General features: G+C 70.4%; 25 protein-coding genes. 12 read left to right on the forward strand and 13 right to left on the reverse strand.

The window, feature by feature from the left end:
• Nucleotides 1-39 precede the first annotated feature (39 nt).
• Genes ACQRWP_RS32315 through ACQRWP_RS32330 form a run of 4 tightly spaced genes read right to left on the reverse strand, consistent with a single transcriptional unit; the run spans nucleotide 40 to nucleotide 4,823 of the window.
• Nucleotides 40-2,145 carry an ABC transporter ATP-binding protein gene (locus ACQRWP_RS32315; RefSeq protein WP_430499946.1) on the reverse strand — a complete coding sequence of 702 codons (2,106 nt, stop codon included), beginning with the start codon at nucleotides 2,143-2,145 and terminating at the stop codon, nucleotides 40-42.
• Nucleotides 2,142-3,875, reverse strand: a complete 1,734-nt coding sequence (locus tag ACQRWP_RS32320) for an ABC transporter ATP-binding protein (protein WP_430499947.1) — start codon at nucleotides 3,873-3,875, stop codon at nucleotides 2,142-2,144. The genes ACQRWP_RS32315 and ACQRWP_RS32320 overlap by 4 nt, the downstream gene beginning before the upstream one ends.
• Nucleotides 3,869-4,351 (reverse strand): MarR family winged helix-turn-helix transcriptional regulator, encoded by a 483-nt coding sequence (locus tag ACQRWP_RS32325; protein ID WP_091394443.1) that lies wholly within the window; start codon nucleotides 4,349-4,351, stop codon nucleotides 3,869-3,871. Before ACQRWP_RS32325 ends, ACQRWP_RS32320 begins: the two co-directional genes overlap by 7 nt.
• 25 nt (nucleotides 4,352-4,376) lie before the next feature.
• Nucleotides 4,377-4,823 carry a DoxX family protein gene (locus ACQRWP_RS32330; protein ID WP_430499948.1) on the reverse strand — a complete coding sequence of 149 codons (447 nt, stop codon included), beginning with the start codon at nucleotides 4,821-4,823 and terminating at the stop codon, nucleotides 4,377-4,379.
• Between the two features lie 83 nt (nucleotides 4,824-4,906).
• Between ACQRWP_RS32330 and ACQRWP_RS32335 the strand changes: the two genes are divergently transcribed.
• Nucleotides 4,907-5,467: a TetR/AcrR family transcriptional regulator gene (locus ACQRWP_RS32335; RefSeq protein ID WP_430499949.1), complete on the forward strand. Its 561-nt coding sequence runs from the start codon at nucleotides 4,907-4,909 to the stop codon at nucleotides 5,465-5,467.
• Nucleotides 5,468-5,612: 145 nt separating this feature from the next.
• Here the strand turns inward: ACQRWP_RS32335 and ACQRWP_RS32340 are convergent, their stop codons facing one another.
• Together ACQRWP_RS32340 and ACQRWP_RS32345 are read right to left on the reverse strand one after the other, a co-directional pair.
• Nucleotides 5,613-7,052, reverse strand: a complete 1,440-nt coding sequence (locus ACQRWP_RS32340) for a GuaB1 family IMP dehydrogenase-related protein (protein WP_430499950.1) — start codon at nucleotides 7,050-7,052, stop codon at nucleotides 5,613-5,615.
• 113 nt (nucleotides 7,053-7,165) lie between these two features.
• Entirely contained in the window at nucleotides 7,166-7,762 is a 597-nt protein-coding gene (locus tag ACQRWP_RS32345; RefSeq protein ID WP_430499951.1) for a LysE/ArgO family amino acid transporter, read from the reverse strand.
• A gap of 70 nt (nucleotides 7,763-7,832) precedes the next feature.
• On the opposite strand from ACQRWP_RS32345, the gene ACQRWP_RS32350 reads away from it, so the two are divergent.
• Nucleotides 7,833-8,726: a LysR family transcriptional regulator ArgP gene (locus ACQRWP_RS32350; protein WP_430499952.1), complete on the forward strand. Its 894-nt coding sequence runs from the start codon at nucleotides 7,833-7,835 to the stop codon at nucleotides 8,724-8,726.
• A 16-nt stretch (nucleotides 8,727-8,742) separates the two neighbouring features.
• Here the strand turns inward: ACQRWP_RS32350 and ACQRWP_RS32355 are convergent, their stop codons facing one another.
• Nucleotides 8,743-10,488, reverse strand: coding sequence for an acetyl/propionyl/methylcrotonyl-CoA carboxylase subunit alpha (locus tag ACQRWP_RS32355; protein WP_430499953.1), 1,746 nt, complete (start codon nucleotides 10,486-10,488; stop codon nucleotides 8,743-8,745).
• A gap of 150 nt (nucleotides 10,489-10,638) precedes the next feature.
• Between ACQRWP_RS32355 and ACQRWP_RS32360 the strand changes: the two genes are divergently transcribed.
• The 3 genes from ACQRWP_RS32360 to ACQRWP_RS32370 all read left to right on the forward strand — a co-directional run bounded on the left by ACQRWP_RS32360 (nucleotide 10,639) and on the right by ACQRWP_RS32370 (nucleotide 13,105).
• Complete coding sequence (locus ACQRWP_RS32360; protein ID WP_430503358.1) at nucleotides 10,639-11,250, forward strand: PadR family transcriptional regulator; 612 nt, start codon at nucleotides 10,639-10,641, stop codon at nucleotides 11,248-11,250.
• 121 nt (nucleotides 11,251-11,371) lie between these two features.
• Nucleotides 11,372-12,331: an ATP-binding cassette domain-containing protein gene (locus ACQRWP_RS32365; protein WP_430499954.1), complete on the forward strand. Its 960-nt coding sequence runs from the start codon at nucleotides 11,372-11,374 to the stop codon at nucleotides 12,329-12,331.
• Nucleotides 12,332-12,349: 18 nt separating this feature from the next.
• Nucleotides 12,350-13,105, forward strand: coding sequence for an ABC transporter permease (locus ACQRWP_RS32370; protein ID WP_196928371.1), 756 nt, complete (start codon nucleotides 12,350-12,352; stop codon nucleotides 13,103-13,105).
• 119 nt (nucleotides 13,106-13,224) lie between these two features.
• Here the strand turns inward: ACQRWP_RS32370 and ACQRWP_RS32375 are convergent, their stop codons facing one another.
• The 3 genes from ACQRWP_RS32375 to mycP form a co-directional block, all read right to left on the reverse strand.
• Nucleotides 13,225-13,878, reverse strand: coding sequence for an O-methyltransferase (locus tag ACQRWP_RS32375; RefSeq protein WP_430499955.1), 654 nt, complete (start codon nucleotides 13,876-13,878; stop codon nucleotides 13,225-13,227).
• Nucleotides 13,875-14,543: a Maf family protein gene (locus tag ACQRWP_RS32380; protein WP_430499956.1), complete on the reverse strand. Its 669-nt coding sequence runs from the start codon at nucleotides 14,541-14,543 to the stop codon at nucleotides 13,875-13,877. Before ACQRWP_RS32380 ends, ACQRWP_RS32375 begins: the two co-directional genes overlap by 4 nt.
• A 253-nt stretch (nucleotides 14,544-14,796) precedes the next feature.
• Nucleotides 14,797-15,948: a type VII secretion-associated serine protease mycosin gene (mycP, locus tag ACQRWP_RS32385; protein WP_430503359.1), complete on the reverse strand. Its 1,152-nt coding sequence runs from the start codon at nucleotides 15,946-15,948 to the stop codon at nucleotides 14,797-14,799.
• Between the two features lie 948 nt (nucleotides 15,949-16,896).
• Between mycP and ACQRWP_RS32390 the strand changes: the two genes are divergently transcribed.
• Nucleotides 16,897-17,040 (forward strand): hypothetical protein, encoded by a 144-nt coding sequence (locus ACQRWP_RS32390; RefSeq protein WP_430499957.1) that lies wholly within the window; start codon nucleotides 16,897-16,899, stop codon nucleotides 17,038-17,040.
• 292 nt (nucleotides 17,041-17,332) lie between these two features.
• Here ACQRWP_RS32390 and ACQRWP_RS32395 read toward each other — a convergent pair whose 3' ends face one another.
• Together ACQRWP_RS32395 and ACQRWP_RS32400 are read right to left on the reverse strand one after the other, a co-directional pair.
• Entirely contained in the window at nucleotides 17,333-17,791 is a 459-nt protein-coding gene (locus ACQRWP_RS32395) for a hypothetical protein (RefSeq protein ID WP_091394404.1), read from the reverse strand.
• Nucleotides 17,792-17,882: 91 nt separating this feature from the next.
• Nucleotides 17,883-18,077, reverse strand: coding sequence for an acyl-CoA carboxylase subunit epsilon (locus ACQRWP_RS32400; protein WP_430499958.1), 195 nt, complete (start codon nucleotides 18,075-18,077; stop codon nucleotides 17,883-17,885).
• A gap of 90 nt (nucleotides 18,078-18,167) precedes the next feature.
• Between ACQRWP_RS32400 and ACQRWP_RS32405 the strand changes: the two genes are divergently transcribed.
• Nucleotides 18,168-20,168: a protein kinase domain-containing protein gene (locus ACQRWP_RS32405; RefSeq protein WP_430499959.1), complete on the forward strand. Its 2,001-nt coding sequence runs from the start codon at nucleotides 18,168-18,170 to the stop codon at nucleotides 20,166-20,168.
• Between the two features lie 65 nt (nucleotides 20,169-20,233).
• Nucleotides 20,234-20,461, forward strand: coding sequence for a hypothetical protein (locus ACQRWP_RS32410; protein ID WP_430499960.1), 228 nt, complete (start codon nucleotides 20,234-20,236; stop codon nucleotides 20,459-20,461).
• 84 nt (nucleotides 20,462-20,545) lie between these two features.
• On the opposite strand, the gene ACQRWP_RS32415 is transcribed toward ACQRWP_RS32410, so the two are convergent.
• A complete protein-coding gene (locus ACQRWP_RS32415) occupies nucleotides 20,546-21,298 on the reverse strand; it encodes a GH25 family lysozyme (RefSeq protein WP_430499961.1) in 753 nt (250 codons plus the stop codon).
• A gap of 172 nt (nucleotides 21,299-21,470) precedes the next feature.
• Between ACQRWP_RS32415 and ACQRWP_RS32420 the strand changes: the two genes are divergently transcribed.
• The 4 genes from ACQRWP_RS32420 (at nucleotide 21,471) to ACQRWP_RS32435 (ending at nucleotide 24,665) form a co-directional block, all read left to right on the forward strand.
• The gene (locus ACQRWP_RS32420) at nucleotides 21,471-22,217 is read left to right on the forward strand and encodes a M50 family metallopeptidase (RefSeq protein WP_430499962.1); all 747 of its coding nucleotides are present in this window, start codon (nucleotides 21,471-21,473) and stop codon (nucleotides 22,215-22,217) included.
• Nucleotides 22,218-22,256: 39 nt separating this feature from the next.
• A complete protein-coding gene (locus ACQRWP_RS32425) occupies nucleotides 22,257-23,240 on the forward strand; it encodes a ketopantoate reductase family protein (RefSeq protein ID WP_430499963.1) in 984 nt (327 codons plus the stop codon).
• A gap of 62 nt (nucleotides 23,241-23,302) precedes the next feature.
• On the forward strand, nucleotides 23,303-23,803 hold the full coding sequence (locus ACQRWP_RS32430) for a SigE family RNA polymerase sigma factor (protein ID WP_196921048.1): 501 nt from the start codon (nucleotides 23,303-23,305) through the stop codon (nucleotides 23,801-23,803).
• Nucleotides 23,796-24,665: a hypothetical protein gene (locus ACQRWP_RS32435; protein WP_430499964.1), complete on the forward strand. Its 870-nt coding sequence runs from the start codon at nucleotides 23,796-23,798 to the stop codon at nucleotides 24,663-24,665. Before ACQRWP_RS32430 ends, ACQRWP_RS32435 begins: the two co-directional genes overlap by 8 nt.
• Nucleotides 24,666-24,681 lie beyond the last annotated feature (16 nt).

Consider the following 24,681-nt stretch of genomic DNA (forward strand, 5'->3'; position numbering starts at 1 on the left):
CCCGCCCACCGATCGTCTCGCGCGCACGGCCGCCCGACCTCAGACCGACGCCGGTTGGGCGGCCGGTTCCTCGTCGACCACCGCGCCGGTGAACTGTGAGCGGTAGAGCCGGTGGTACGCGCCCTGGGCGGCGAGCAACTGCTCGTGGGTGCCCTGCTCGACGATCCGACCGTTCTCCATCATCAGGATCAGGTCGGCGTCGCGGATGGTGGAGAGCCGGTGCGCGATCACGAAGCTGGTCCGGTCCGAGCGCAGCGCGGCCATCGCCCGTTGCAGCAGCACCTCGGTGCGGGTGTCCACCGAGCTGGTGGCCTCGTCGAGGATCAGCAGCGACGGCTCGGCGAGGAACGCCCGCGCGATGGTGATGAGCTGCTTCTCGCCGGCGCTGACGTTGCTGCCCTCCTCGTCGATGACGGTGTCGTAGCCGTCGGGCAGGCTGCGCACGAACCGGTCCACGAAGGTGGCCCGGGCGGCGGTGAGGATCTCCTCCTCGGTCGCGTCCGGCCGCCCGTAGGCGATGTTGTCCCGGATGGTGCCGCCGAACAACCAGGTGTCCTGGAGCACCATGCCGATCCGGCCACGCAGGTCATCGCGGCGCATGGTCGTGATGTCCACCCCGTCGAGGGTGATCCGGCCGGCGTCCAGCTCGTAGAACCGCATCACCAGGTTGACCAGGGTGGTCTTGCCGGCGCCGGTCGGGCCGACGATGGCCACCGTGTGCCCGGGCTCGGCGATCAGCGACAGGTCGTCGATCAGCGGCTTGTCCGGCTCGTAGCGGAACGAGACGTGCTCGAACTCGACCCGACCGTGCGGGTCGGTGACCCGGGTCGGCTTCACCGGGTCGGGGGTCTGCTCGTCCGCGTCGAGCACCGCGAAGACCCGCTCGGCCGACGCCACCCCGGACTGGAGCAGGTTGGCCATCGAGGCGAGTTGGGTGAGCGGCTGGGTGAACTGGCGGGAGTACTGGATGAACGCCTGCACGTCGCCGAGGCTCATCGTGCCGGAGGCGACCCGCAGCCCGCCGACCACGGCGATCGCCACGTAGCTCAGGTTTCCGATGAACATCATCGACGGCATGATGATCCCGGAGATGAACTGTGCCCCGAAGCTGGCTCGGAACAGTTCCTCGTTCTTCGCGTGGAACGCGGCCTCGACCTCACGCTGCCGGCCGAAGACCTTCACCAGCTCATGACCGGTGTACGCCTCCTCGATCTGGCCGTTCAACTCGCCGGTGTGCGTCCACTGGGCGATGAACTGCTTCTGCGAGCGCTTGGCTATGCGCTGGGTGACCAGCACCGACAGCGGCACCGCGACCAGCGCCACCAGGGCCAGCACCGGCGAGATCCAGAACATCACCGCCAGCACGCCGACGACGGTCAGCAGCGAGGTGAGCAACTGGCTGAGGGTCTGCTGGAGGCTGGTGGAGATGTTGTCGATGTCGTTGGTGACCCGGCTGAGCAACTCACCGCGCGGCTGCCGGTCGAAGTAGGGCAGCGGCAGCCGGTTGAGCTTCTCCTCCACCTCGGCGCGCAGCCGCAGCACGGTGCGCTGGACCACCCCGTTGAGCAGCCAACCCTGCCACCAGGACAGCAGGCTCGCCGCCAGGTAGAGCCCGAGCGCCAGCAGCAGCACCCGACTCAGGGCGCTGAAGTCGATGCCCACCCCGGGCACCACGTCCATCCGGGCCAGCATGTCGGCGAAGCTGTTGTTGCCGCTGGCCCGGGCCGCCGCGACGGCCTGCTCGGCGGTGGTGCCGGCGGGCAGTTGCCGGCCGATCACCCCAGTGAAGATCAGGTCGGTCGCGTGGCCGAGGATCTTCGGCCCGGCCACGCTGAACCCGACGCTCACCACGGCCAACGTGATGATCGCGGCCAGGTGCAGTCGGTGCGAGCGCAGCCGGCCGAGCAACCGTCGGGCCGACGGCCCGAAGTTCATCGACTTCTCGGCGGGCATTCCGGCGCTCATCCATCCCGGGCCGCCGCGCTGACCGCCGGGCGGCAGCCGCTTCGGCGTCGCCGCGCCACCGCCGGTCTCCGGCGCGGTTCCTCCGCCGGGTTGCTGCGCGGTCTCATCCGGCGTCCGTCCGTCGCCGGCCGGCTTCTGACTGGGTACGGCCGCGGTGCGCGGCTCGTCACGCTCGCTCATGCCGCCACCTCCGTGGTCTGCTGCGAGGCCACGATCTCGGCGTACGTCGGGCAGGTTTTCAGCAACTCCGCATGTCGTCCCACTCCGACGACGCCTCCGTTTTCCAGGACGATGATCTGATCGGCGTCGATGATCGTGGAGACCCGCTGGGCCACGATCACCACCGCCGCCTGCGCGGTGACCGGCCGCAGTGCCGCTCGCAGCCGCGCGTCGGTGCCCAGGTCGAGCGCGGAGAACGAGTCGTCGAAGAGGTAGATCTCCGGTTGCCGGACCAGGGCCCGGGCGATGGCCAGGCGCTGCCGCTGCCCACCGGAGACGGTGGTGCCGCCCTGCGCTACCGGGGCGTCCAGCCCGCCGGGCATCTGGGCCACGAAGTCCCGGGCCTGGGCGATCTCCAGCGCCGTCCACAGCTCCTCGTCGGTCGCGTCCGGGTTGCCGTAGCGCAGGTTGCTGGCGACCGTTCCGGTGAACAGGTACGGCCTCTGCGGCACCAGGCCGATGCGCCGCCACAGCTCGTCCGGCGCCAACTCCCGCACGTCCACCCCGTCGACCAGCACCGCGCCGGCGGTGACGTCGACCAGGCGGGGGATCAGCGACAGCAGCGTCGTCTTGCCCGCGCCGGTGCTGCCGATGATCGCCGTGGTGGTGCCCGGGGTCGCCCGGAAGGAGATGTCGCGCAGCACCGGCTCCACCGCGCCCGGGTACTGGAAGCGCACCCCGCGCAGCTCCAGCTCGGCTCGGGTGGGCAGCTCGGTGACCGGCGCGGCGGCCGGGACCACCGAGGAGTCGGTGTCCAGCACCTCGACGATCCGCTCGGCGCAGACCGCCGCTCTCGGCACCATCATCAGCATGAAGGTGGCCATCATGACCGCCATCAGGATCTGCATCAGGTACTGCAGGAACGCGGTGAGCGCGCCGACCTGGATCGCGCCGCCGTCCACCCGCTGCGCGCCGAACCAGAGCACCGCCACGCTGGAGACGTTCAGCACCAGCATGACCACCGGGAAGATCAACGCCAGCAACCGACCGGTACGCAGCGCGGTGGCGGTCAGGTCGGCGTTGGCGACGCCGAAGCGGTCCGTCTCGTACGGCTCGCGGACGAACGCGCGGACCACCCGGATGCCGGTGATCTGCTCCCGCAGCACCCGGTTGACCGTGTCGATGCGGGTCTGCATCAGCCGGAAGCCCGGCACCATCCGACGGATGATCGCGCCGAGGGCGATGGCCAGCACGGGCACGCTGACCAGCATCAGCCAGGAGAGCCCGACGTCCTCACGCAGGGCCATGAACACGCCGCCGACGCTCATGATCGGTGCGGCGACGAGCATCGTGCAGCTCATCAGCACGAGCATCTGCACCTGCTGCACGTCGTTGGTGTTGCGGGTGATCAGCGACGGCGCCCCGAACCGGGCCACCTCGCGGGCGGAGAAGCGGTTGACGTGCCCGAACAGTTCGGCGCGTACGTCGCGGCCGAAGCCCATCGCGACCCGGGCGCCCAGGTAGACGGCGGCGATCGAGCAGACGATCTGGATCAGGCTGACCAGCAGCATCCAACCACCGGTGCGCACGATGTAGTCGGTGTCGCCCCGGGCCACGCCCTGGTCGATGATGTCCGCGTTGAGGCTGGGCAGGTAGAGCGAGGCCATGGTGCCCACGAACTGGAGCAGCACGACCGCCAGCAACGGTCTCTGATAGGTGCGCAGTTGGCCGCGCAGGAGTCGGATCAGCACGCCGGGTCCTTCGTTTCGGTAGGGCGTCCGGTCATCCGCGGGTCGTCTCCGCTGCCGATGACCTCAAGCAGGAACTCCCGGATCACCTGGGCCTTCGCCGGGTCGGCGTCGACCGAGGTGAGGGGCCGTCCGGAGTGCATGAGCGCGCCGAGCGCGGCCACCCGTTCCCGCCCGGCGGGGGTGATGGCGAGTCGGATGCTGCGTCGGTCGTTGTCGTCGCGCTGCCGCTCGACCAGACCGTCGCGCTCGAGCGTGTCGACGATGCCGGTCAGCGTCGCCGGGCGGACGAACCCCTTCTCGGCGACCGCTCGGTGCGGCAACTCGCCGTGTCGGGCGAGCGTCATCAGGGTGATCATGCCGGCCTGGGTGAGGCCGTGCTCCTCGGCGAGGTAGCGGTTCCACCGCTGCCCGACCAGGTGCCCGGCCACCACCAGCAGCCGGCCGAGCGGCACGTCCTGGAGGGTCACGAGTTCCACGACAGGCAGGTTAGCCCCCTGATAGTCAGGGGCCAAACGAAATTGCCGCAGCGGTGGCCACGAACACGATCTGTAGGGCGGTGCGCTGTGCGAGCGGGGTGACCGGGCGGCCGGCGAGGGTCAGTTCGCGACGGGCGGCCGAGATGTTGGCCGGGAACATGGCGAGCATGAGCAGGCCGAGCCCGGCCGCCGCGACCCGGGCGGTCGCCGGCACCAGGAGGCCGACCGCGCCGACCAGTTCCAGCACGCCGGTGACGGTGACCAGCAGGTCAGGTCGGGGCAGTCGGGGCGGGACCATCGCGATCAGGTCGGCGCGGCGCTGGCCGACGAAGTGTGCGACGGCGGTCAGCATGAACATCACGGCCAGCCCGACGCGCAGTGCGGGGTGCCAGCCGTCCAGTGCGGAGATGCCGGCCAGGCCGGCGAGTCGGGCCAGCGCGGTGCCGACGATCAAGGCGATCAGGGGTGCCATAGGAATCCTCCTCGGGGAAACTTGCCAGTGACAAGATTGCGCGCCAAGGGCACATCTTGTCAATGGCAAGATAGGATTCGTGTATGACCGACACCCGCGCCTACCACCACGGCGATCTGCGTCGCACCCTGCTCGCCGCGGCGCTGGAGGCCGTCGCGGAGGTCGGGCCCGCCGCGCTGAGCCTGCGCGACCTGGCCCGGCGGGCGGGTGTCTCGCACGCCGCGCCCGCGCACCACTTCGGCGACAAGGCGGGCCTGCTCACCGCGCTCGCCGCGCAGGGCTTCGACCTGCTGGCCCAGACGTTGACCGAGGCGGATGACGACCTGTTGGAGGCCGGTGTCGCGTACGTCGACTTCGCCGTCACGCACCGGGCGTACTTCGAGGTGATGTTCCGGCCGGAGCTCTACCGGGCCGACGACGCCGAGTTGAGCGCGGCACGGGGCCGGGCGGGCGCCGCGCTCCGCTCCGGGGTGGCGGCGCTGCCCACCGGCGGCGCGCCCGCCGACACCGACCGGGATTCGCTCGCGGCCTGGTCGATCGCGCACGGCTTCGCCACCCTCTGGCTGGCCGGCGCACTACCCGACCGAGTGGGCGACAACCCCCGCGAAGCAGCCCGCGCCGTACTGCGCCGCCTGACGACCTAACCCCACCCCACCCCACCCCGCCCTCGCCCCCGGCCCTGCACGTCGATCATGGAGTTGTGGTGGGCGGTTCACCCACTCGTGCCCCTTTTGTGAGGCACCACAACTCCATGATCGACGCGTCGGGGGAGGGGGCGGGGGCGGGGGGTTACCAGCTGGTGGGGAGGGGCATTCCTTCGGTGAAGCCGGCGGCGCTCTGCACGCCGACGATGGCCCGCTCGTGGAACTGGGTCAGGTCCCGTGCGCCGGCGTAGGTGAAGGCGCTGCGTACCCCCGCGATGATCTCGTCGATCAGGTCCTCGACACCGGGGCGGGCCGGGTCCAGGTGCATCCGGGCCGAGGAGATGCCCTCCTCGAACACCGCCTTGCGGGCCCGGTCGTACGGGCTGTCGTCGGCGGTACGGGCGCTGACCGCCCGAGCCGAGGCCATTCCGAAGCTCTCCTTGTACCGCCGGCCGTCCGCGTCGGTGTACAGGTCACCGGGGGACTCGTAGGTGCCGGCGAACCAGGAGCCGATCATCACGTTCGACGCGCCGGCGGCGAGCGCGAGCGCCACGTCCCGGGGGTGCCGCACCCCGCCGTCGGCCCACACGTGCCTCCCCAGTTGACGGGCGGCGGCCGCGCAGTCGAGCACGGCGGAGAACTGCGGTCGACCCACGCCGGTCATCATCCGGGTGGTGCACATCGCGCCGGGGCCGACGCCGACCTTGATGATGTCCGCCCCCGCCTCCACGAGGTCGCGTACGCCCTCGGCGGTGACCACGTTGCCGGCCGCCACCGGCACCCCCGGGTCGAGCTTCCGGACCGCCTGGAGTGCGGAGATCATCCGTGCCTGGTGGCCGTGCGCGGTGTCCACGACCAACGTGTCCACCCCCGCCTCCAGCAGCGCCGCTGCCTTGCCGGTCACGTCCCCGTTGATCCCGACGGCCGCCGCGATCCGCAGCCGGCCCCGGTCGTCCACGGCCGGCGTGTAGAGGGTGGCGCGCAACGCGCCCTGTCGGGTCAGCACCCCGACCAGCCGACCCTCGGCGTCCACCACCGGGGCGAGTCGGCGTCGGCCCGCCGAGAGCAGGTCGAAGCCGGTACGCGGATCCGCGTCCGCCGGGACGGTGTGCAGCTCGGTGGACATCACGTGACGCAGCTGCGCGAAGCGGTCCACGCCCGTGGTGTCCGCCTCGGTGACCACACCCATCGGCCGGCCGGCGTCGTCGACCACGATCACCGCACCGTGCGAGCGCTTGGGTAGCAGGTGGATGGCATCGCCCACGGTGTCGGTCGGGCCCAGCGTGATGGGCGTGTCGTAGACCAGGTGGCGCTGCTTGACCCAGGCGACGACATTCGCCACCACCTCGATCGGAATGTCCTGCGGAATCACCGTGATGGCACCCCGGCGGGCGACCGTCTCCGCCATCCGCCGTCCGGCGACCGCGGTCATGTTCGACACCACCAACGGAATGGTGGTGCCGGTGCCGTCGCCGGTGGAGAGGTCGACGTCGAGCCGAGAGGCCAGGTCGGAGCGGGCCGGCGCCATGAAGACGTCGGTATAGGTCAGGTCGTGCGCGGGAGCCGCGCCGTGAAGGAACCGCACCCGGCAATCATTCCCGCTCGCGGCCAGTTCCACCGCCGGTGGTCGCGGAAAACACTCGCATCGTCGTTGGGCCTGGTCCCTGCGGCGTCGTCGGTGCTCGCCGTGGGAGCCGGTCAGCCCAGCAGGAGTGCCGCGGCGAGCCCGGCCATCACCACGGCGATGACCGCGTCCAGCACCCGCCAGGCCATGGCGCGGGCGAGCAGCGGCGCGAGGCGCTGCGCGCCGACGCCGAGCGCGGTGAACCAGACCACACTGGCCAGGACGGCGCCGGCGCCGAAGACCCACCGGTGCGGGTGTTGTTGGGCCACGCTGCCGAGGAGCAGGACGGTGTCCAGGTAGACGTGCGGGTTCAGGTAGGTGAAGGCGGCGCAGGCGAGCAGGGTCGCCCCCAACGTGGCCGGCGGCCGCTCGGTGGGTAGCAGAGCGCCGGGACGCAGGGCGCGGCGGGCGGCGAGCCCCGCGTAGCAGAGCAGGAAGGCCGCACCGCCCCACCGGATCGCCATCAGCAGGCCCGGTCGGCCGGTTACCAGCGAACCGACCCCGGCCACCCCCGCCATGATCAGCAGCGCGTCCGACGCGGCGCAGGTGAGCACCACGGGTACGACGTGTTCGCGTCGCAGGCCCTGGCGCAGGACGAAGGCGTTCTGGGCGCCGATGGCGACGATGAGGGCGATGGAGATCGAGAAGCCGGCGAGGGCGGAGGTGAGCACGGACTCGACGCTAGGGCCGTCGACGGCCACCAGTCCAACTAAAGATTCTGACGCAACTTAAGCTCAGCTAATGAATGGTCTCGACTCGGCGCAGCTACGGACACTCGCGGCGGTGGTGGCGGAGGGCAGCTTCGACGCCGCAGCCCGGCTGCTGCACGTCACGCCGTCGGCGGTGAGCCAACGCATCAAGGCGCTGGAGGAGACCGTCGGTCAGGTGCTGGTCCGCCGCGCTCGTCCGTGCGTGGCAACCGACGCCGGCCGCCCGCTGCTGCGCCTGGCCGGCCAGCTCGCGCTGCTCGAACGGGAGGCGCTGGCCGACGCCCGCGGCCCGCTGGCCGGCGGTGGCCGGATCCGGGTCGCCGTGGTGGTCAACGCGGACTCGCTGGCCACCTGGTTTCCCGCCGCGCTGGCCCGGTTGCCGCAGCGGGCCGGGCTCTCGTTCGACCTACGGCAGGACGATCAGGACCACACCGCCGAACTGCTCCGCGACGGTTCGGTGACGGCGGCGGTCACCGCCCAGCGGGAGGCCGTGCAGGGCTGCCGGGTGCTGCGGCTCGGGTCCATGCGCTACCGCACACTGGCCACGCCGGAATTCGCGGCGGCCCACTTCGCCAAGGGACTCACCGCCGCCGCGCTGGCGAGCGCCCCGCTTGTCGTCTTCGACCGGAAGGACCGGGTGCAACACCGGTTCATCCGGGCGGTGGCCGGTCGACCGCTCGACCCGCCGGTGCACTACGTACCGTCGATCCCGGCGTTCAGCGAAATGATCAGGCTCGGGTTGGGCTGGAGTATGGTGCCGGAACAGATCGCCCAGGCCGACCTGACCGCCGGCGGCTGTGTCGACCTCGCACCGGGCCGACACCTCGACGTCCCGCTGTACTGGCAGCACTGGAGGCTGGAGTCGGACGTGCTGAACGCCCTGACCGCCGCCGTCCGAGCGGTCGCCACCGAAGCCCTGCGCTGACCGCCCGCCGGGCGGCTCAGGCGATGGTGCAGATGGGAGCGCCGGCGGTGATGACGGCGCCGACCTCGGCGCTGAGGCCGCTGACCGTGCCCGCCTTGTGCGCGTGCAGCGGCTGCTCCATCTTCATCGCCTCCAGCACCACGACCAGGTCACCCTCGGCCACGGTGTCGCCGTCCGCCACCGCGATCTTGACGATGGTGCCCTGCATCGGCGAGGTGAGCGCGTCGCCGCCGACCGGGGCGCCGGCCTTGGCGCCGCCGCCGCGCCGAGTCGGCTTGCGGGGTGCCGCGGTGGTCGTACTCCCGCCGAAGCCGGCGGGAAGGCTGACCTCGAGGCGCTTGCCGCCCACCTCGACCACGACGGTGTCGCGCTCGGCCGGCGCCTCGGCGGTGCCGGCGGCGGCGGTGAACGGCGGCACGGTGTTGTGGAACTCGGTCTCGATCCACCGGGTGTGCACTGTGAACGGCTCGGCGGTGAACGCCTCGTCCCGCACGACGAGCCGGTGGAACGGCAGCGCGGTGGCCATCCCGTCCAGGACCATCTCGTCCAGCGCGCGGCGGGCGCGCTCCAGCGCCTCGGTCCGCGTCTCACCCGTGATGATCACCTTGGCGAGCAGTGAGTCGAAGTTGCCGCCGATGACGTCGCCGGCCGAGATGCCGGTGTCGACCCGCACACCCGGCCCGCTGGGCAGGCGCAGCGCGGTGACCGTGCCGGGGGCGGGCAGGAAGTTGCGGCCCGGGTCCTCGCCGTTGATCCGGAACTCGATCGCGTGCCCGCGCGGCGTCGGGTCCTCGGTGATCCGCAGCTTCTCGCCGTCGGCGATCCGGAACTGCTCGCGGACCAGGTCGATGCCGGCGGTCTCCTCGGTGACCGGGTGCTCGACCTGGAGTCGGGTGTTGACCTCCAGGAAGGAGATGGTGCCGTCGACGCCGACCAGGTATTCCACGGTGCCGGCACCGTGGTAGCCGGCTTCGCGGCAGATCGCCTTGGCGCTCTCGTGGATCTGCGCGCGCTGGGCGTCGGTGAGGAACGGCGCGGGCGCCTCCTCGACGAGCTTCTGGTGGCGTCGCTGCAACGAGCAGTCGCGGGTGCCCACCACGATCACGTTGCCGTGCTGGTCGGCGAGGACCTGCGCCTCGACGTGCCGGGGCTGGTCGAGGTACCGCTCGACGAAGCACTCGCCCCGACCGAACGCCGCGACCGCCTCCCGGGTGGCCGACTCGAACAGTTGGGGGATCTCCTCCATCGTGCGGGCGACCTTGAGGCCGCGCCCACCGCCACCGAAGGCGGCCTTGATGGCGACCGGCAGGCCGTGGTCGACGGCGAAGGCCATCACCTCGTCCGGGCTGGCCACCGGGTCCGGGGTGCCGGGGACCAGCGGCGCGCCTGCCCGTTGGGCGATGTGCCGGGCGGTGACCTTGTCGCCCAGGTCGCGGATCGCCTGCGGGGTGGGGCCGATCCAGGTCAGCCCGGCGTCGATGACGGCCTGGGCGAAGTCGGCGTTCTCACTGAGGAAGCCATAACCCGGGTGTACGGCGTCGGCGCCGGCCCGAGCGGCGACGTCGAGCAGCTTGTCGATGCGCAGGTAGGTCTCGGTCGCGCTGTCCCCGCCGAGGGCGTACGCCTCGTCCGCGAGGGTGGCGTGCAGGGCGTCGCGGTCGGAGTCCGCGTACACGGCGACGCTGCCCAGGCCGGCGTCGCGGCACGCGCGGATCACCCGGACGGCGATCTCGCCGCGGTTGGCGATGAGTACCTTGCGCACCTTCGTGGCTCCTCCCGGGCAGGTTACTGACGGGGAGTGTATCGGCCGCCCACGGCGGCCCTAACGATCACTCAGTGTGGGATGCCGCACTGCACCCGCCACGGTTTAGTCAAACTTGGCTATTACGCTTGTCGGGTGTCTTCGACTCGGATGATGATTCTCGGTCTGGTGCGGTGGATGCAGCCCGTGCACGGCTACGACGTGCGCCGCGAGCTGCTGAGCTGGAGCGCCGACAAGTGGGCGAACATACAGCCCGGATCGATCTATCACGCCCTGCGCAAGCTCACCGAGGAGGGGCTGCTCCGCGCCGTCGCGACCGAGCAGGTCGGCGCCCGCCCGGCGCGGACCACGTACGAGGTGACCGTCAAGGGGGAGGACGAGTTCGAGACGTTGCTGCGCAACCTGTGGTGGAACATCAGCGAGCCCGCCGACCCGTTCGCGGCGGCCTTCTCCTTCCTGCCGGCGATGCCCCGGGACGAGGCGGCCGCCGCCCTGCGCAACCGGGCCAATCTGCTGCGTGCCGGCGTCGAGTCGATGCGCGCCTCGCTCGATTCGGACTGGGTGCGCAACCGCAAGCCGGCGCACGTGGGCTGGATGCTCGAGCTGTGGTCGGCACGGGCGGAGGCGGAGATGAGCTGGTGCGAGCGGATCGCCGAGCGGATCGATTCCGGAGTGTCGTACCTGCCTGCTGAGCTGGATGAAGCGCAGGGTTGGTCGGGGTGGAGGGACGGCGCGGAGTCGCCCGGCACCGACGCGCAATAATCAACGTTGACTAAAAAAGCTATATCGCGTTAGCCTGCTGGCGGCACAGCGGGGGAGTGCGCCGTCCGGCGTCGTCCCACTCGACGGCCGGCCCGACCGGCCCGAACGACCAGGAGCAGAAATGATCGAGACCAGGGGGCTGCGGAAGTCGTTCCGCTCCCGCGCGGGTCGAGAGACGAAGACGGTGGACGCCGTGCGGGGCGTCGACCTTGACGTTGCCAAGGGCGAGATCTTCGGCTTCCTCGGCCCGAACGGCGCCGGCAAGACCACCACGCTGCGGATGCTCGCCACGCTGATCGAGCCGGAAGGCGGCGAGGCCACCATCGCGGGCGCCGACCTGCGCAAGGACCCGGCCGAGGTGCGCCGCCGCATCGGGTACGTCCCGCAGGGCGGCAGCACCTGGGACGAGTCCACCGCCCGCGAGGAGCTGGTGCTGCACGCCCGGATGTACGGCATCAGCAAGGCCGACGCGCAACGGCGCGCGGCTCGCGCGCTGGACGCCTTCCAGCTCACCGAGTACGCCGACCGCAAGTGCAAGACCTACTCCGGCGGCCAGCGTCGCCGGGTGGAGATCGCCCTCGGCATCATCCACGAGCCGAAGATCGTCTTCCTGGACGAGCCGACCACCGGCCTCGACCCGCAGAGTCGCGCCCACATGTGGGACGAGATCCGGCGGCTCCGCGCCGACGGGATGACCGTCTTCATCACCACGCACTACCTGGACGAGGCCGACGCGCTCTGCGACCGGATCGCGATCATGGACAACGGCGAGGTGGTGGCCGAGGGCACGCCAACCGAACTCAAGCGGGAGATCTCTGGCGACGTGGTGCTGGTCGGTCTCGACCTGGCCGCCACCCCGCAGGCCGCCCAGACGCTCGACGGCGAGCCGTACGTCAACAAGCTGGAGACGGTCGACGAGGGCGGCCTGCGCCTCTACGTCGACGAGGGCGCCACCGCCATCCCGCAGGTGCTGCGCCGACTCGACCACGCCGGGCTGGAACTGCGCTCGATCGAGCTGCACCGACCCAGCCTGGACGACGTCTTCCTCACCAAGACCGGCCGCTCGCTGCGCGAGTCCTGACCACCGGAGAAGACTCTCATGAAATTCGCCCGTGACACGTGGCTGATCTTCCAGCGCCAGATCCAACTCCTGCTACGCAACCCGGTCTGGGTCTTTGTCGGCGTGTTCCAGCCGGTCATGTACCTGCTGCTCTTCGCCCCGCTGCTCAAGCCCGCCCTTAACGCGCCCACCCAGGCCGCCGCCTACAAGATCTTCGTACCGGGTCTGCTGGTGCTGCTGGCCATCTTCGGTGGCCTGTTCCAGGGCTTCGGCCTGATCGCCGAGCTGCGAGCCGGCGTCATCGAACGCTCCCGGGTCACCCCGATCAGCCGGCTCGCCCTGCTGCTCGGCCGCTCGCTGCGCGACGTGGTCTCGCTCCTGGCGCAGGCCGTCATCATCACGCTCTTGGCGCTCATCTTCGACCTACGGGTGTTCATCGGGGACCTGCTGCTGGCGTACCTGATGCTCGCCCTGATCGCCCTCATGACCTCGGCCGTCTCCTACGGCGTCGCCCTCAAGGTCAAGAGTGAGGACGCGCTGGCCCCGCTGATGAACACCGTGGCGCAGCCGGTGCTGCTGCTCTCCGGCATCCTGCTGCCGCTGACCTTCGCACCCGGCTGGTTGCAGGGCATCGCCAACTGGAACCCGTTCTCCTGGGCGGTGGACGGCACTCGGGCACTGTTCGCCGGTGACCTGGGCAGCGACAAGGTCTGGCAGGGCCTCAGCATCACGGCGGTCCTCGCCGCGCTGGGCGTCTACTGGGCAGCCCGCCAGTTCGCCCGCAGCGTCCGCTGACGCCCGCTTTAGCTGTTCCTTGATATTGGGGTGTCCCCTGGTGGGGACACCCCAATATCCGTGTTCGGCGGTTGTCGACGGTCGACGGTCGACGGTCGACGGTCGGCGGTTGTCGGCGGTCAGCGGACCCGGGCGAGGGTCAGGCCGTCCGCGATCGGCAGCATCACCGGGTCCACCCGCACGTCGGCGAGAACCTCGTCGTTGAACGCGGCGATGGCCCGGTCACCAGCGTCCTGCGGGGCGATGACCCGCCCGCCACGCAACACGTTGTCGACGGCGATCACCCCACCCGGACGCATCCGGGGAACCAACTCCGCCCAGTAGATCGGGTAGCCGGTCTTGTCCGCGTCGATGAACGCGAAGTCCAGGTGCCGCTCGTGTGGCAACTCCCGCAGCCCGTCCGCGGCCGGACCGATGCGCAGATCGATCGAATCCTGCACGCCGGCCCGCGCCCAGTAGCGCCGGGCGATGCCGGTGAATTCTTCGGAGATGTCGAAGCAGGTCAGCCGCCCACCCTCGGGCAACCCGCGGGCGATCGCCAGCGACGAAAGCCCGGTGAACGTGCCGACCTCGACGGCCTGCCGCACGCCGAGCAGCCGGGTGAGGAACGTCAGGAACGCGGCCTGCTCCGGAGCCACCTGCATGGTGGCGTGCTCCGGCAGCACCGACCGGGTCTCCTCGGCCAGGTCATGGATGATCTCGTCCGGCGGGGAGCCGTGTGCGACCAGATAGGCGTGCAGCTCGTTGGTGAGCGGGATCGACTTGGTGGTCATGACCGGACGTTACCGAGCGGCTCGACCGTTTGGCCGCCCGGCGCGACCTTCGTCCACAGGTCGGTGATCCGCAGATCCAGCTCGGCGAGGAGCCGGCGCAGCAGCGGCATCGACAGCCCGACCACAGTCCCCGGGTCACCCTCGATCCGTTCCACGAACGGTCCACCAAGGCCGTCGATCGTGAACGCGCCGGCCACCGCCAGCGGCTCACCCGTGGCAACGTACTCGGCGATCTCGTCGTCACTGATGTGAGCGAAGTGGACCGTGGTCGACGCGACCGCCTCCGCGCGCCGCCCCGCGGCAACGTCGACCAGGCAGTGCCCGCTGTGCAGAACGCCGCTGCGCCCCCGCATCCGCAGCCATCGCCGGGTCGCGTCGGCCGCATCCGTCGGCTTGCCGAGAATTTCCCCGTCGAAGGCGAGCACCGAGTCGCAGCCGATCACCAACGTCCGCTGATCGGCGCTCGGGTTCAGCCGGGTCAACACCGCCTGCGCCTTCAGGCGAGCCAACTCCAGACACAACTCCTCGGCCCGCTCGGTCACCACCAGGGACTCGTCCACCCCGCTGACCAGCACCTCCGGCTCGATACCAGCAGCTTGGAGCAACTTACGACGGGCAGGGCTCGCCGAAGCGAGCACGAGGCGGAGCGGCAAAGTCTCAGACACCAGCCCGACGTTACCGCCCATCCCCCCACCAAGACCGACACCCCGCCCAGCACCCACCGCCCGGCCGTCGGGCGGCCTGGTGGTGGTGTGGCCCGGGTGGTGGGGTGGCCCGGGTGGTGGGGTGGCCTGGTGGTCGGGCGACCCGGCGGTCGGCCGCCCTTGATCCACTCGACTTTCAGGAAATCGCGGTATCCCATCGCCCCGGACACTGCGATTTCCTGAAACGCGAGTGGATCAGCGCCTCGTTGATCGATCAGCGACTGATTCTGGGCGGCGGATCATCACCGCGACGGCGTCGCCGCGCTATCACGGCCCACCCAACCCCGGCAGCCACGAGCACGCCGAGGGTGGCCAGGCCGCGTGCGGTCGCGCCATCGCTCTCATCACCCGGCTGAGCGCCAGCCGTCGTGGTCGGGCCAGCGCCAGCCGGAACGCTCACCGAGTCAAACCCCAGCGGCGGTACGTCTGCCGTCAGCGCCGCCACAAGATCGATCACCCCGTAGCCGTACTCGTCGTCACGCCCAGGAGGGCCTTTGTCGACGGCGGTTGCTGTGAGCCGGTGCGCCACCTCGCGGGCCGGCAGGTACGGGTACTTGGACCTGATCAACGCAGCCGCGCCCGCAACGATCGCCGTCGCGTCAGAGGTTCCGGTGCCTTTGCGGTATTTGCCGCCGATGCTCGTGCTGTAAATGTCGACGGCGGGCGCAACCACGTCAATCTCCGGCCCAGATACCGAAAAGCTGGCGTGACTCCCGTTTCGATCTATGCCGCCTACAGCGACCACACCCGGATAGGCGGCCGGAAAGCTAACATATTTGTCCCGAGGTTCATTACCTACCCCTGCAACCACGACGACATTCGCTTGCATTGCCATCTCGATGGCTCGTTTTAGTCGACTATTTGGTCCCGCGACGGAAGAGACACTGATAACCGAAGCGCCTTTGGCGACAGCAAGATCGATCCCGGTCGCGAGGTTGTCGCTGTCGCCATCTTGATCTGTTCGGCTGGTTCGGATTGGTAGGATTTTCGCCTCTGGAGCGATGCCAAGAGCGCCGAGATTTACGGACTGTCCGTGGGCAGCGATTAGCCCGGCCATTCCGGTGCCATGGCTGTTGTCGTCCCGCCAGCCGTCGCCGCCGTTGGGGAGGACGATGTCGGTACCGGTTAAGAGATTATCGTGAAGGTCGGGGTGCGGTGCGACGCCGGTGTCTGGGACGGCCACAATTACGCCCTTGCCTTTGCTTAACCTTTGAGCTTCGTTGGCTTTTAGATAGTCCAGGTGCCACTGATCGTTACGTATCCGCTCAACATCTTTCGGTTGAGGATTGTTCTGAGCTGAGGCCGGGGTTGGAAGTAATGTGAATGTGAGGCTGATACTGGCTAACAGCACTCCGGAGGCCCGCAGGGTCAACGGTCTATGCCAATAGCCGGACCTGGGTCGATGGGGCCTTCATCATTCGGTGGTCGAACGATTGGGGCGACGCCTTCGTCTGTCGTCCAGGGGTTGTCAGGATCCCGGCGGCGCCTTTCCGCGTCTGGATCTATCCGAAAGCCGGGCCGTGGGGATGCTCCGCCACTGGGGTTTTGGCCGGCGCTTTGACCGATGCTGGAGCCGAAGCCGAAGGGAGGGGTTCCCTGAAGCGCGTTCAAGCCTCGGCCACCTCCGGGGCGAGAGCCGGCGCCGCCAGTAGGCCCTGTCCCGGCGCTGCCGCCACCTATTACTCCGCCCACCGGATTAATGCGGCGGGGTGCGCCGGCACCGGCTGCGGGTGAGCCAAATCCCATCGCAGGCACTCCGCCGATTAGGCCGCCAGGAGGCATCGGGCGCGGTTGCGCCGCAGGTTTGCCCGCAGAGTCTGTGGTGCTGGCTGGAGGGTTGGCTGAGTGGGGGTGCGATGCCCCAGAAGCATCACCACGTCCGGAATTTGCAGGCGGTAGGGGTGTCACCCCGACTCCAGGTGTTGAACCGGAAACTGCTGGCGGCGTAGCTCCGATTGGCGGGACAGGGGTTGTGGAGCCAGGAGCGATTACGTTACCTGTTCCGCCAAGAACTGGTCCGACGCCAGGGTTTGTTATTGGCCAGCCTTGACCAGCGGAAGCCCTCGGGCGAGTTGTAGGGGATTTCGGGAGAGGTACCGCTATTACTGGAGGAATTACAGGCGCAGCGGAAGCCCCGCCGTAAACATTCACCTCGCTCTGATCGATCCCGGGGTTTGTCTTAGGCGCCGCGGGTGGTTTTTGGAGAGTTGCTTGGGCTTGTTGGAGTTCGCCGCTCAGGTTGAACATCATGGATCGGGCCTGCACGTTGAGCCGTTCCAACTCCCCATCAGCAACGGGCGGCGCGGTGGCCCGGTTGCCCATCACCGCTTTCGGGTCGGCGACCATCGACTCGTACGCCTGCTTCTGCTGGAACTTGGTCGCGTACTCCTCGTGGATCTTGCGGAGTGCGGCGCGGGTGGTGCCGATGGCCTGGGTTGCGGCGGACAGCGCGGTGTAGTTCGCGGCGGCGGCGTCGTGGGTGCGCTGCACCTTGTCGATGAGTTCGTCGAGTTCGGCGAGGTACGTGCGGGAGGCGGCGCTGGTTTCGGGGGGCCATGCTTCGGCGAGTCCGCGTCGGTACTGCTGGAGGCGGCCGAGGTGGATTTGCGCCAGGTCGCAGACCTTGCGCCAGCCGGCGACCTGTTTCCAGTGGTTGGCGGTGTCGTGGTCCTGGAGGCAGGCCCACATGCTGTTGACGTCCATGAGGTGCCAGTCGGTGAGGCCGGAGGTGCGGCCGGTGCCCCGTTCGATCATGGCAGCACCACCGGCCCTGCGGCGTCGGGGCTGGTCGGGTCGGTGAGGGTCGGCGTCGGACCGCCGGGGAGGACGCTGGCCGGGTTGGCGAGGGCTCGTTGCACGTCCACCACTCGGGCGGCGGTGAAGGCGTCGCTGTCGGCGTAGTGGGTGGCGACCTGATCGGCGGCGGCGGCCAGGTGGCCGGTGGCGCCTCGGACGGCGTACACCATGTCGGCGGTGGCCTGCTGCGTCTCGTGGTGCGCGTGCAGGAACGTGACCAGCTCGATGAAGGCGTCGCACGGGTTGGGCAGCTTCGCGGACATGTCTTCGGCGATGTACGACAGGTGCGGCGCGTAGTTGCTCTCGACCTCGGCGGCGAGCCGGTCGGCGAACTCTCTGAGCTGGCTGATGTCGGCTTCGATGCCGCCGTAACCGCGTAGCCAGGGTGCTGGCCGGTCCTCTTCGGGGATCATGGAACCTCCCTACCCGTAACGGCACCGTTTCCCTGAGTGAGGTTAACGGCTCAACGCCACCCTGACAGCCCCCATACGGCGGGTCTCGGCGTCAGCGGGGCAGGCTGGCGGCACGCCACCCACGGGAGTTGCCCGGTCGACCGCTGCGCGCCCAGGCGGACGCGGTCGCCTCCGCGGGGGCGGCGGTCGGACGGGACCGGATGATGATCGCCCCCACCAGAGCGGCCAACTCCTCGGCGGTGGGCACGCCGCGGACGACCCGGAACAGCGGCTCTTCGGCAGACATGCCGCCAGGGTACGCGGCGCGAAGTTACGCGAAGCGCACAGTGGCGTGCCGGCGGTGTGAGCGTCAGCCGGTCCGGGTACCGTCTCACCGATGTCGAACGCGCTTCCCCAACTCGTCGCTGACCGATACCGGCTCCAGTCGCCGCTCGGCCAGGGTGGCATGGGCCGGGTGTGGAAGGCGCGCGACGAGGTGCTGCATCGGGATGTCGCCATCAAGGAGTTGGTGCCGCCGCCCGGTCTCACCGATGAGGAGCGCCGCGAGATGCGCGAGCGCTCGTTGCGGGAGGCGCGGGCCATCGCCCGGCTCAACCACGCCAACGTGGTCCGCATCTTCGACGTGCTGCGCACCGACGGCGATCCGTGGATCGTCATGGAGTACGTGGCGTCGAAGTCGTTGCAGGACACTCTCGCCGAGGACGGCCCCGTGTCGGTGGCCCGCACGGTGGAGATCGGCCTGGGCGTGCTGGGCGCGCTCAGCGCCGCGCACAAGGCGGGTGTCATGCACCGCGACGTGAAGCCCGGCAACGTCCTGCTCGGCGACGATGGCCGGGTGGTGCTGACCGATTTCGGTCTCGCCACGATCCCCGGCGACCCCAATGTGACCCGCACCGGCATGGTGCTCGGCTCGCCCGCGTACATCTCGCCGGAGCGGGCTCGGGACGGCACAGCCGGGCCGGAGGCCGACCTGTGGTCGCTGGGCGCGACGCTCTACGCGGCGGTCGAGGGCAAGTCGCCGTACGCCCGGCCGTCGGCGATCGGCACCCTGGCCGCGTTGGCCACCGAGCCGATTCCGCCGCCGAAGAACGCCGGTCCGCTCAAGGCCGTGCTCAACGGGCTGCTGCGCAAGGACCCGAACGAACGGATCACCGCCGAGGTGGCGGAGCGCCTGCTGCGCCGCGCCGGCGGCAAGCGGTCGCGCGGCATCTCCCTGCTTGATGGCGTACGCCGGCCTGGGCCGAACGGTCCGCGTGAGCCGCGCCTGCCGGTGGTGCCGGCCCCGCGACCGGCCGAGAGTGCCGACCGGCCGGTATCGCCGCCGCCGGCCGCTACCTCCGCTGCTGCCACGACCTCCGCCGCGGATGCCACGCCGACGGCCGTCGTTTCCTCCGGTGCGGTCGCCGACCCGACCGCGGTCGTGCCGGCCGAGCCGACCGCAGCGGCGCCGGCCGAGCCGACCGCCACGATCGACCGTCCGTCCGATGCCGACCCGTCCGATGCCGAGCCGACCGCGAAGGTGACGGCCGCGCCCGACACGAGCGGCGGCGGTACGACGAACGTCGACGACGAGCCGACGGTTGTCGACGGTCCGCCGGTGGCTCCGGAGCAGCGCAAGCCGATCACGCCGACGTCGCTCATGCCGCCGGTGAGTCCGGCAGGCCGCGCGGCGGTGCCGCTCTCGGATGGCACGAAGCCGAACAACACCCGACGTAACCTGCTGATCGGGGCCGTGGTCGCCCTGCTGCTGATCGGCCTCGTGGTTGTCGTGCCGATGCTGACCAAGGACAACGACAAGACCCCGCAGGCCAACCCGACAGGTGCCGCCGCGACGTCGGCGCCCGCGCCGACCTCCGCTGCCGCGCCACCGCCGCCCACCACCGGTGCGCCCAGCCCGTCGGCCTCGGCCACCCCCTCGGTCGACCCGAACGCGCTGCCGGCGGGCTGGAAGCTGCACCGGGACCCGGCCGGCTTCGCCCTGCCTCTGCCCGATGGCTGGGTGCGGCGCTCGGGCGGCAGCGACACTGTCGTCTTCGACCAGTCCAACGGGCCGGGTGAGCTGCTTGTGCAGTGGACTCCCAACCCGAAGGACGACGCCTACGCCGACTGGAAGAGCATCGAGGGCGGCCGCAAGAACATCGTCAACGATTACCAGTACATCGACATCAAACGCTGCAACTTCTGGAAGACGTGTGCGGACTGGGAGTGGCTGGAGACCCGCGACGGGCAGCGGATCCACGTCCGCAACCGCGGGTTCGTGACGGCCAAGAACCGCGGTTACGCCATGCGGTGGGAGGTCGCCGACAAGGACTGGCAGGCCAAGCTGCCGGACTTCGACCGGATCGCCAAGGGTTTCGTGCCCGACCGTCAGGACTGAAACTCATTCGCATGACCTGCCGTCGTCGTGGGTAATTGACCTTCGACGACGGAAGGAGGCACGACATGGGTTACCGACGGAGGGACGCTCGGCCCCGGCTGGCACTGTGGATGCTCGTGGCGCTCGGCGACGCGATCCTGCTGCTGGTCAGCGCGGGGGTTTCGGTGCTCATCGCACTGCTCGGCGTCGTGATCGTTGCCGGCTTTGGCGTGGCTGCCTGGCGGTTGACCCGCCGGGGCGCGCTGGCTCGTGAGGATGCTGTGGTGCCGGCCCTGAGCCGGCGGCGGGCTTGACCCGTACCCGGTTGGTGTGGCGGCAGCCGGACCGATTGTCGACCGTGAGGGTGACCGTCGATCCCGCTGCCGCCAACGGCCCGGTCAGGTGTTGTTGGCCAACGCGATCAGGCGGCTCCGGTCGCCGTTCCAGTAGTTGCGGTCCACGTTGCCGCTGATCCCGGAGACCGCGCCGGTGCTGGTGTACTGCCAGAAGCTCCACACCGACGCGCCGGCCGGCAGTGCGCCGGGGGTGCTCGACCAGCGGGCCAGCCAGAGCGGGTGGTTCGCCCACGGGCCGGTCCAGTTGCCGGTGCACTGGTTCCACCAGCTCGTGGTGGTGTAGATGACCGCGTATCGGCCGGTGCGGGAGCGGTAGGTGTTCAGGAAGTCCTGCACCCAGTTGCGCATCCCGGTCGTGCTGAGCCCGTAGCAGTAGCCACCGGCGTACGGGTTGCCCTCGATGTCCAGCGCGGCCGGCAGGGTACGGCTGTCCGCGGACCAGGCGCCGCCGTTGGAGGCCAGGTAGTTGGCCTGGGTCGAGCCGGCGGAGATGTTCGGGCGGGCGAAGTGGTACGCCCCGCGGATCACCCCGGCGTTGTACGCGTTGACGTAGTTGGCGTTGAAGTTCGGGTCCTTGTAGCTGGTGCCCTCGGTCGCCTTGATGAAGGCGAACTGGATGCCCGCGTTGCGGACGCTGGTCCAGTTGATGGTGCCCTGGTAGCGGGAGACGTCGACACCGGGTGTGGTGGCGGCGGCCGCCGGTCCGGCGGTCGCGACCAGGGCCGCCGCCGCGGTGGCGAGGACGGTGAGGCCGGCCGCGAGCGCGCGGCGCAGCGATGATCGGGTACGGGCCATGAGTGCCTCCAAGGACGTCGCTCTATCGACATTCATCTTTGGAGGTAAGTGCCCTAGATCACAAGGGCGACCGGAAAAAAGCTTCATCGACCGGCGTCAGGCGCCCCAGTGGTCGACATTCGAGCCGGTGCCTCGGGAGCGACACGGAACGCCGCCGGTAGGCTCGCGCCCCATGATGTCGATCGACGGGCTGGGCGACCTGTGGGACACGCTGTTCGGCGCGCAGCCGGACCCGCCCGCACTGCTGGTGCTGATCACCGGGGCCGTCGCGCTGGTGGTGGTCTCCACCCGGCTGCCGTGGCGGATCGCCCGTAACGCCATCACCATCGCGCACGAGGGTGGGCACGCCCTGGTCGCCCTGCTCACCGGCCGCAAGCTGCACGGCATCCGGTTGCACTCGGACACGTCCGGGCTGACGCTCTCCGCCGGCCGCCCCACCGGGCCGGGCATGATCCTCACCCTGCTCGCCGGATATGTCGCACCGCCGCTGGTCGGGCTGGCCGGTGCCTGGCTGCTCGGTGGTAACCGAATCACCCTGCTGCTCTGGGTGGCAGTCGCGCTGTTGCTGGCCATGCTCGTCATGATCCGCAACGCCTTCGGCGTGGTGTCGTTGCTGATCACCGGGGCGCTGGTGTTCGCCGTCTCGTGGTACGCGACGCCGCAGGTCCAGGCCGCCTTCGCGTACGCCGGGGTGTGGTTTCTGCTGCTCGGCGGGGTGCGGCCGGTGGTCGAGCTGCAGCGGTTGCGCTCGCGGGGCCGGATGCCCGCCTCCGACGCCGACCAGCTCGCCGGGCTCACCCCGTTTCCGCCGCTCTTCTGGGTCGGCGTCTTCGCCCTCGTCAACCTGGCGGCGCTGATCGCCGGCGCGCTCCTGCTCGCCGGCCCGTTCCTCACCGACGCCGGCCTGACCACCGGCTGACCGGCGGGCGGAAGGCGCACCGGCGGGCAGAATGGGGCCATGCGATACGTGATCATCGGGGCGGGTGCGGTCGGCGGGACCATCGGCGTACGGCTGGCTGACGCCGACCGGGACGTGACAGTGGTGGCCCGCGGTGCCCACCTGGACGCGATCCGCGCGCGGGGTCTGACCCTGCGGCAGCCCGAGGGTGAGGTCACCGCCCGGCTCGCGGCGGTGGACCGGCCCACTGACCAGCCGCTGCCAGCGGACACCGTGCTGATCCTCACCGTGAAGTCGCAGGACACCGCCGGCGCGCTTGCCGCCTGGGTGGACGCGCCGGTGGTCGGCGGCGGCACGGCGGGCGAACGTCTGCCGCTCGTGACCGCGCAGAACGGGGTGGCGAACGAGCGGGCCGCGCTGCGGCTCTTCGCCGACGTGCACCCGGTCTGCGTCTGGCTGCCGGCCACCCACCTGGACCCGGGCGTGGTGGTCGCCAACGGGTACCCGCATCCCGGGATGCTCCACATCGGGCGGTACCCCGGGGGCGCCGACGACACCGACCGGGCGATCGCCGCCGACCTGACCGCCGCCGGGTTCGTCGCCCCCGTCCGCACCGACGTGCTGCGCTGGAAGTACGGCAAGCTGCTCAGCAACCTCGGTAACGGCCTACAGGCGCTGCTCGGCCGGGACATCCCGGACGCGCTGGTCGAGCGGGTACGCGCCGAGGGCGTCGCCGCGCTCGCCGCCGCTGGCATCGCGCACACCTCGCCAGAGGAGGAGAAGGCCGAACGCGGCGACCTGGTCGGGCAGCGCCCGGTCGACGGCGAGGCCCGCTCCGGCGGCTCCACCTGGCAGAGCCTGGCCCGAGGCACCGGCTCCACCGAGGTCGACCACCTCAACGGCGAGATCGCGCTGCTCGGCCGGCTGCACGGCGTACCGACGCCGGTCAACGTCGCCGTGCAGCGGGCCGTACGCCGGGCGGTCCGGGAGCGGATCGGGCCTGGCGCGTTCCCGCTCACCGAGCTGGAAAAGATGATCGCCTGATCGGGGCAACCGACGACCCGGCCCGGTGCGTGTTCCCAGCGACCGACACGGGGAGGTAGCGGGTGCCGGACGTCGACGGGTTCGACGAGTTCTACCGGGGGAGTCGGCAACGACTCCTCGGGTTCGTCTACGCCCTCACCGGCGATCGGGGCGAGGCGCAGGACGCCGTGCAGGAGGCGTACGTCCGGGCGTGGCAGCGTTGGTCGACGGTCAGCGAGTACGACGACCCGGAGGCGTGGGTGCGGGTGGTGGCCAGCCGGATCGCGGTCAGCCGGTGGCGCAGCCTACGCAGCCGTGCCCGCGCCTACCTGCGACACGGGGCCACCGAGACCGTTCCCGGGCCGGGCACCGACACCGTCGCGGTGGTCGCCGCCCTGCGCCGACTGCCCGAGGAGCAACGCGTCGCCATCGCCCTCTACTACCTGGTGGGCATGCCGGTCGCCGAGGTCGCGCGGGAGACCGCGGCCCCGGTGGGCACGGTCAAGGCCCGTCTCTCCCGGGGGCGCACTGCGCTCGCCGGCCTGCTCGCCGTCTCTGACCTGGAGGAGGCCACCGATGCGTGACGACCCGACGCTCGTCGAGCAGATCCACAATGAACTGCGGGATGTCCGGTGGCCGGCCCCGGAGGAGATTCGCTCCCGGGCCCGCCGTCGCACCCAGCGCAGGATCGTCGTGGCGACCGCCGTGCTGACCCTCGCCGGGGCCTCCGCCGTGGCGGTCGCCGCGCCGCGGCAGTCCCCGGCGCCGGCTCTGCCGGCCGCCTCCGCCTCGCCGACCCGCCACGAGATCACCACGGACGCACTGTTGCAGCCGGCCGATCTGCCACAGCCGGTCGCCGACCCGATGTACCCCTGGCAGCTCAGCCAGTCGGGGCTGGGCGAGCCGGTCCTGCTGGATCCCCTGCTCGGGGCCTGCCGGACGAGCCAGGGACGCTCGGAGGGCTGGCAGCCGTCAATCCTGTCCCGCTCGCAGACGCTGCTACGGAAGCATCCTCCGGGCCCTCGCACGGATGGCGACGATCTGGTCGCGCAGGACCTCTACCGGCTGACGCCCGAGGCGGCCACACAGCTCTTCGCCGGTCTGGACGACCTGATCGCCCCGTGCGCCGAATGGCGAAGCGTCGGGCCGCTGGACACGGCAGGCGTTGTCACCACGGTAGAGGTCGTCCACAGGTGGGCGGTGACGCAGCGGGGTTTCGCCGGGGACGACGCCGCCATCCTGCGGACCTCGCTCACGGCCGCCAAGGACGTGAAGAGCGGGCAGGTACACGGCGACGACCCTCCGCCGATCCTGCTGGCGATCGTCCGGGTCGGCGACACCGTCTCGGTGCTCCGGCTCGGCTACGACGGCACCGAGGCCGAACTCCGTCAGCTCTCCGTGGCGGCGGCAGCGCGGATGTGCGCCGCCGCCAACCCGGCCTGCTGACCCGCCCCGGCGATGA

It is taken from the genome of Micromonospora trifolii, from assembly GCF_050516465.1.
In the GTDB taxonomy this organism is placed as follows: domain Bacteria; phylum Actinomycetota; class Actinomycetes; order Mycobacteriales; family Micromonosporaceae; genus Micromonospora; species Micromonospora trifolii.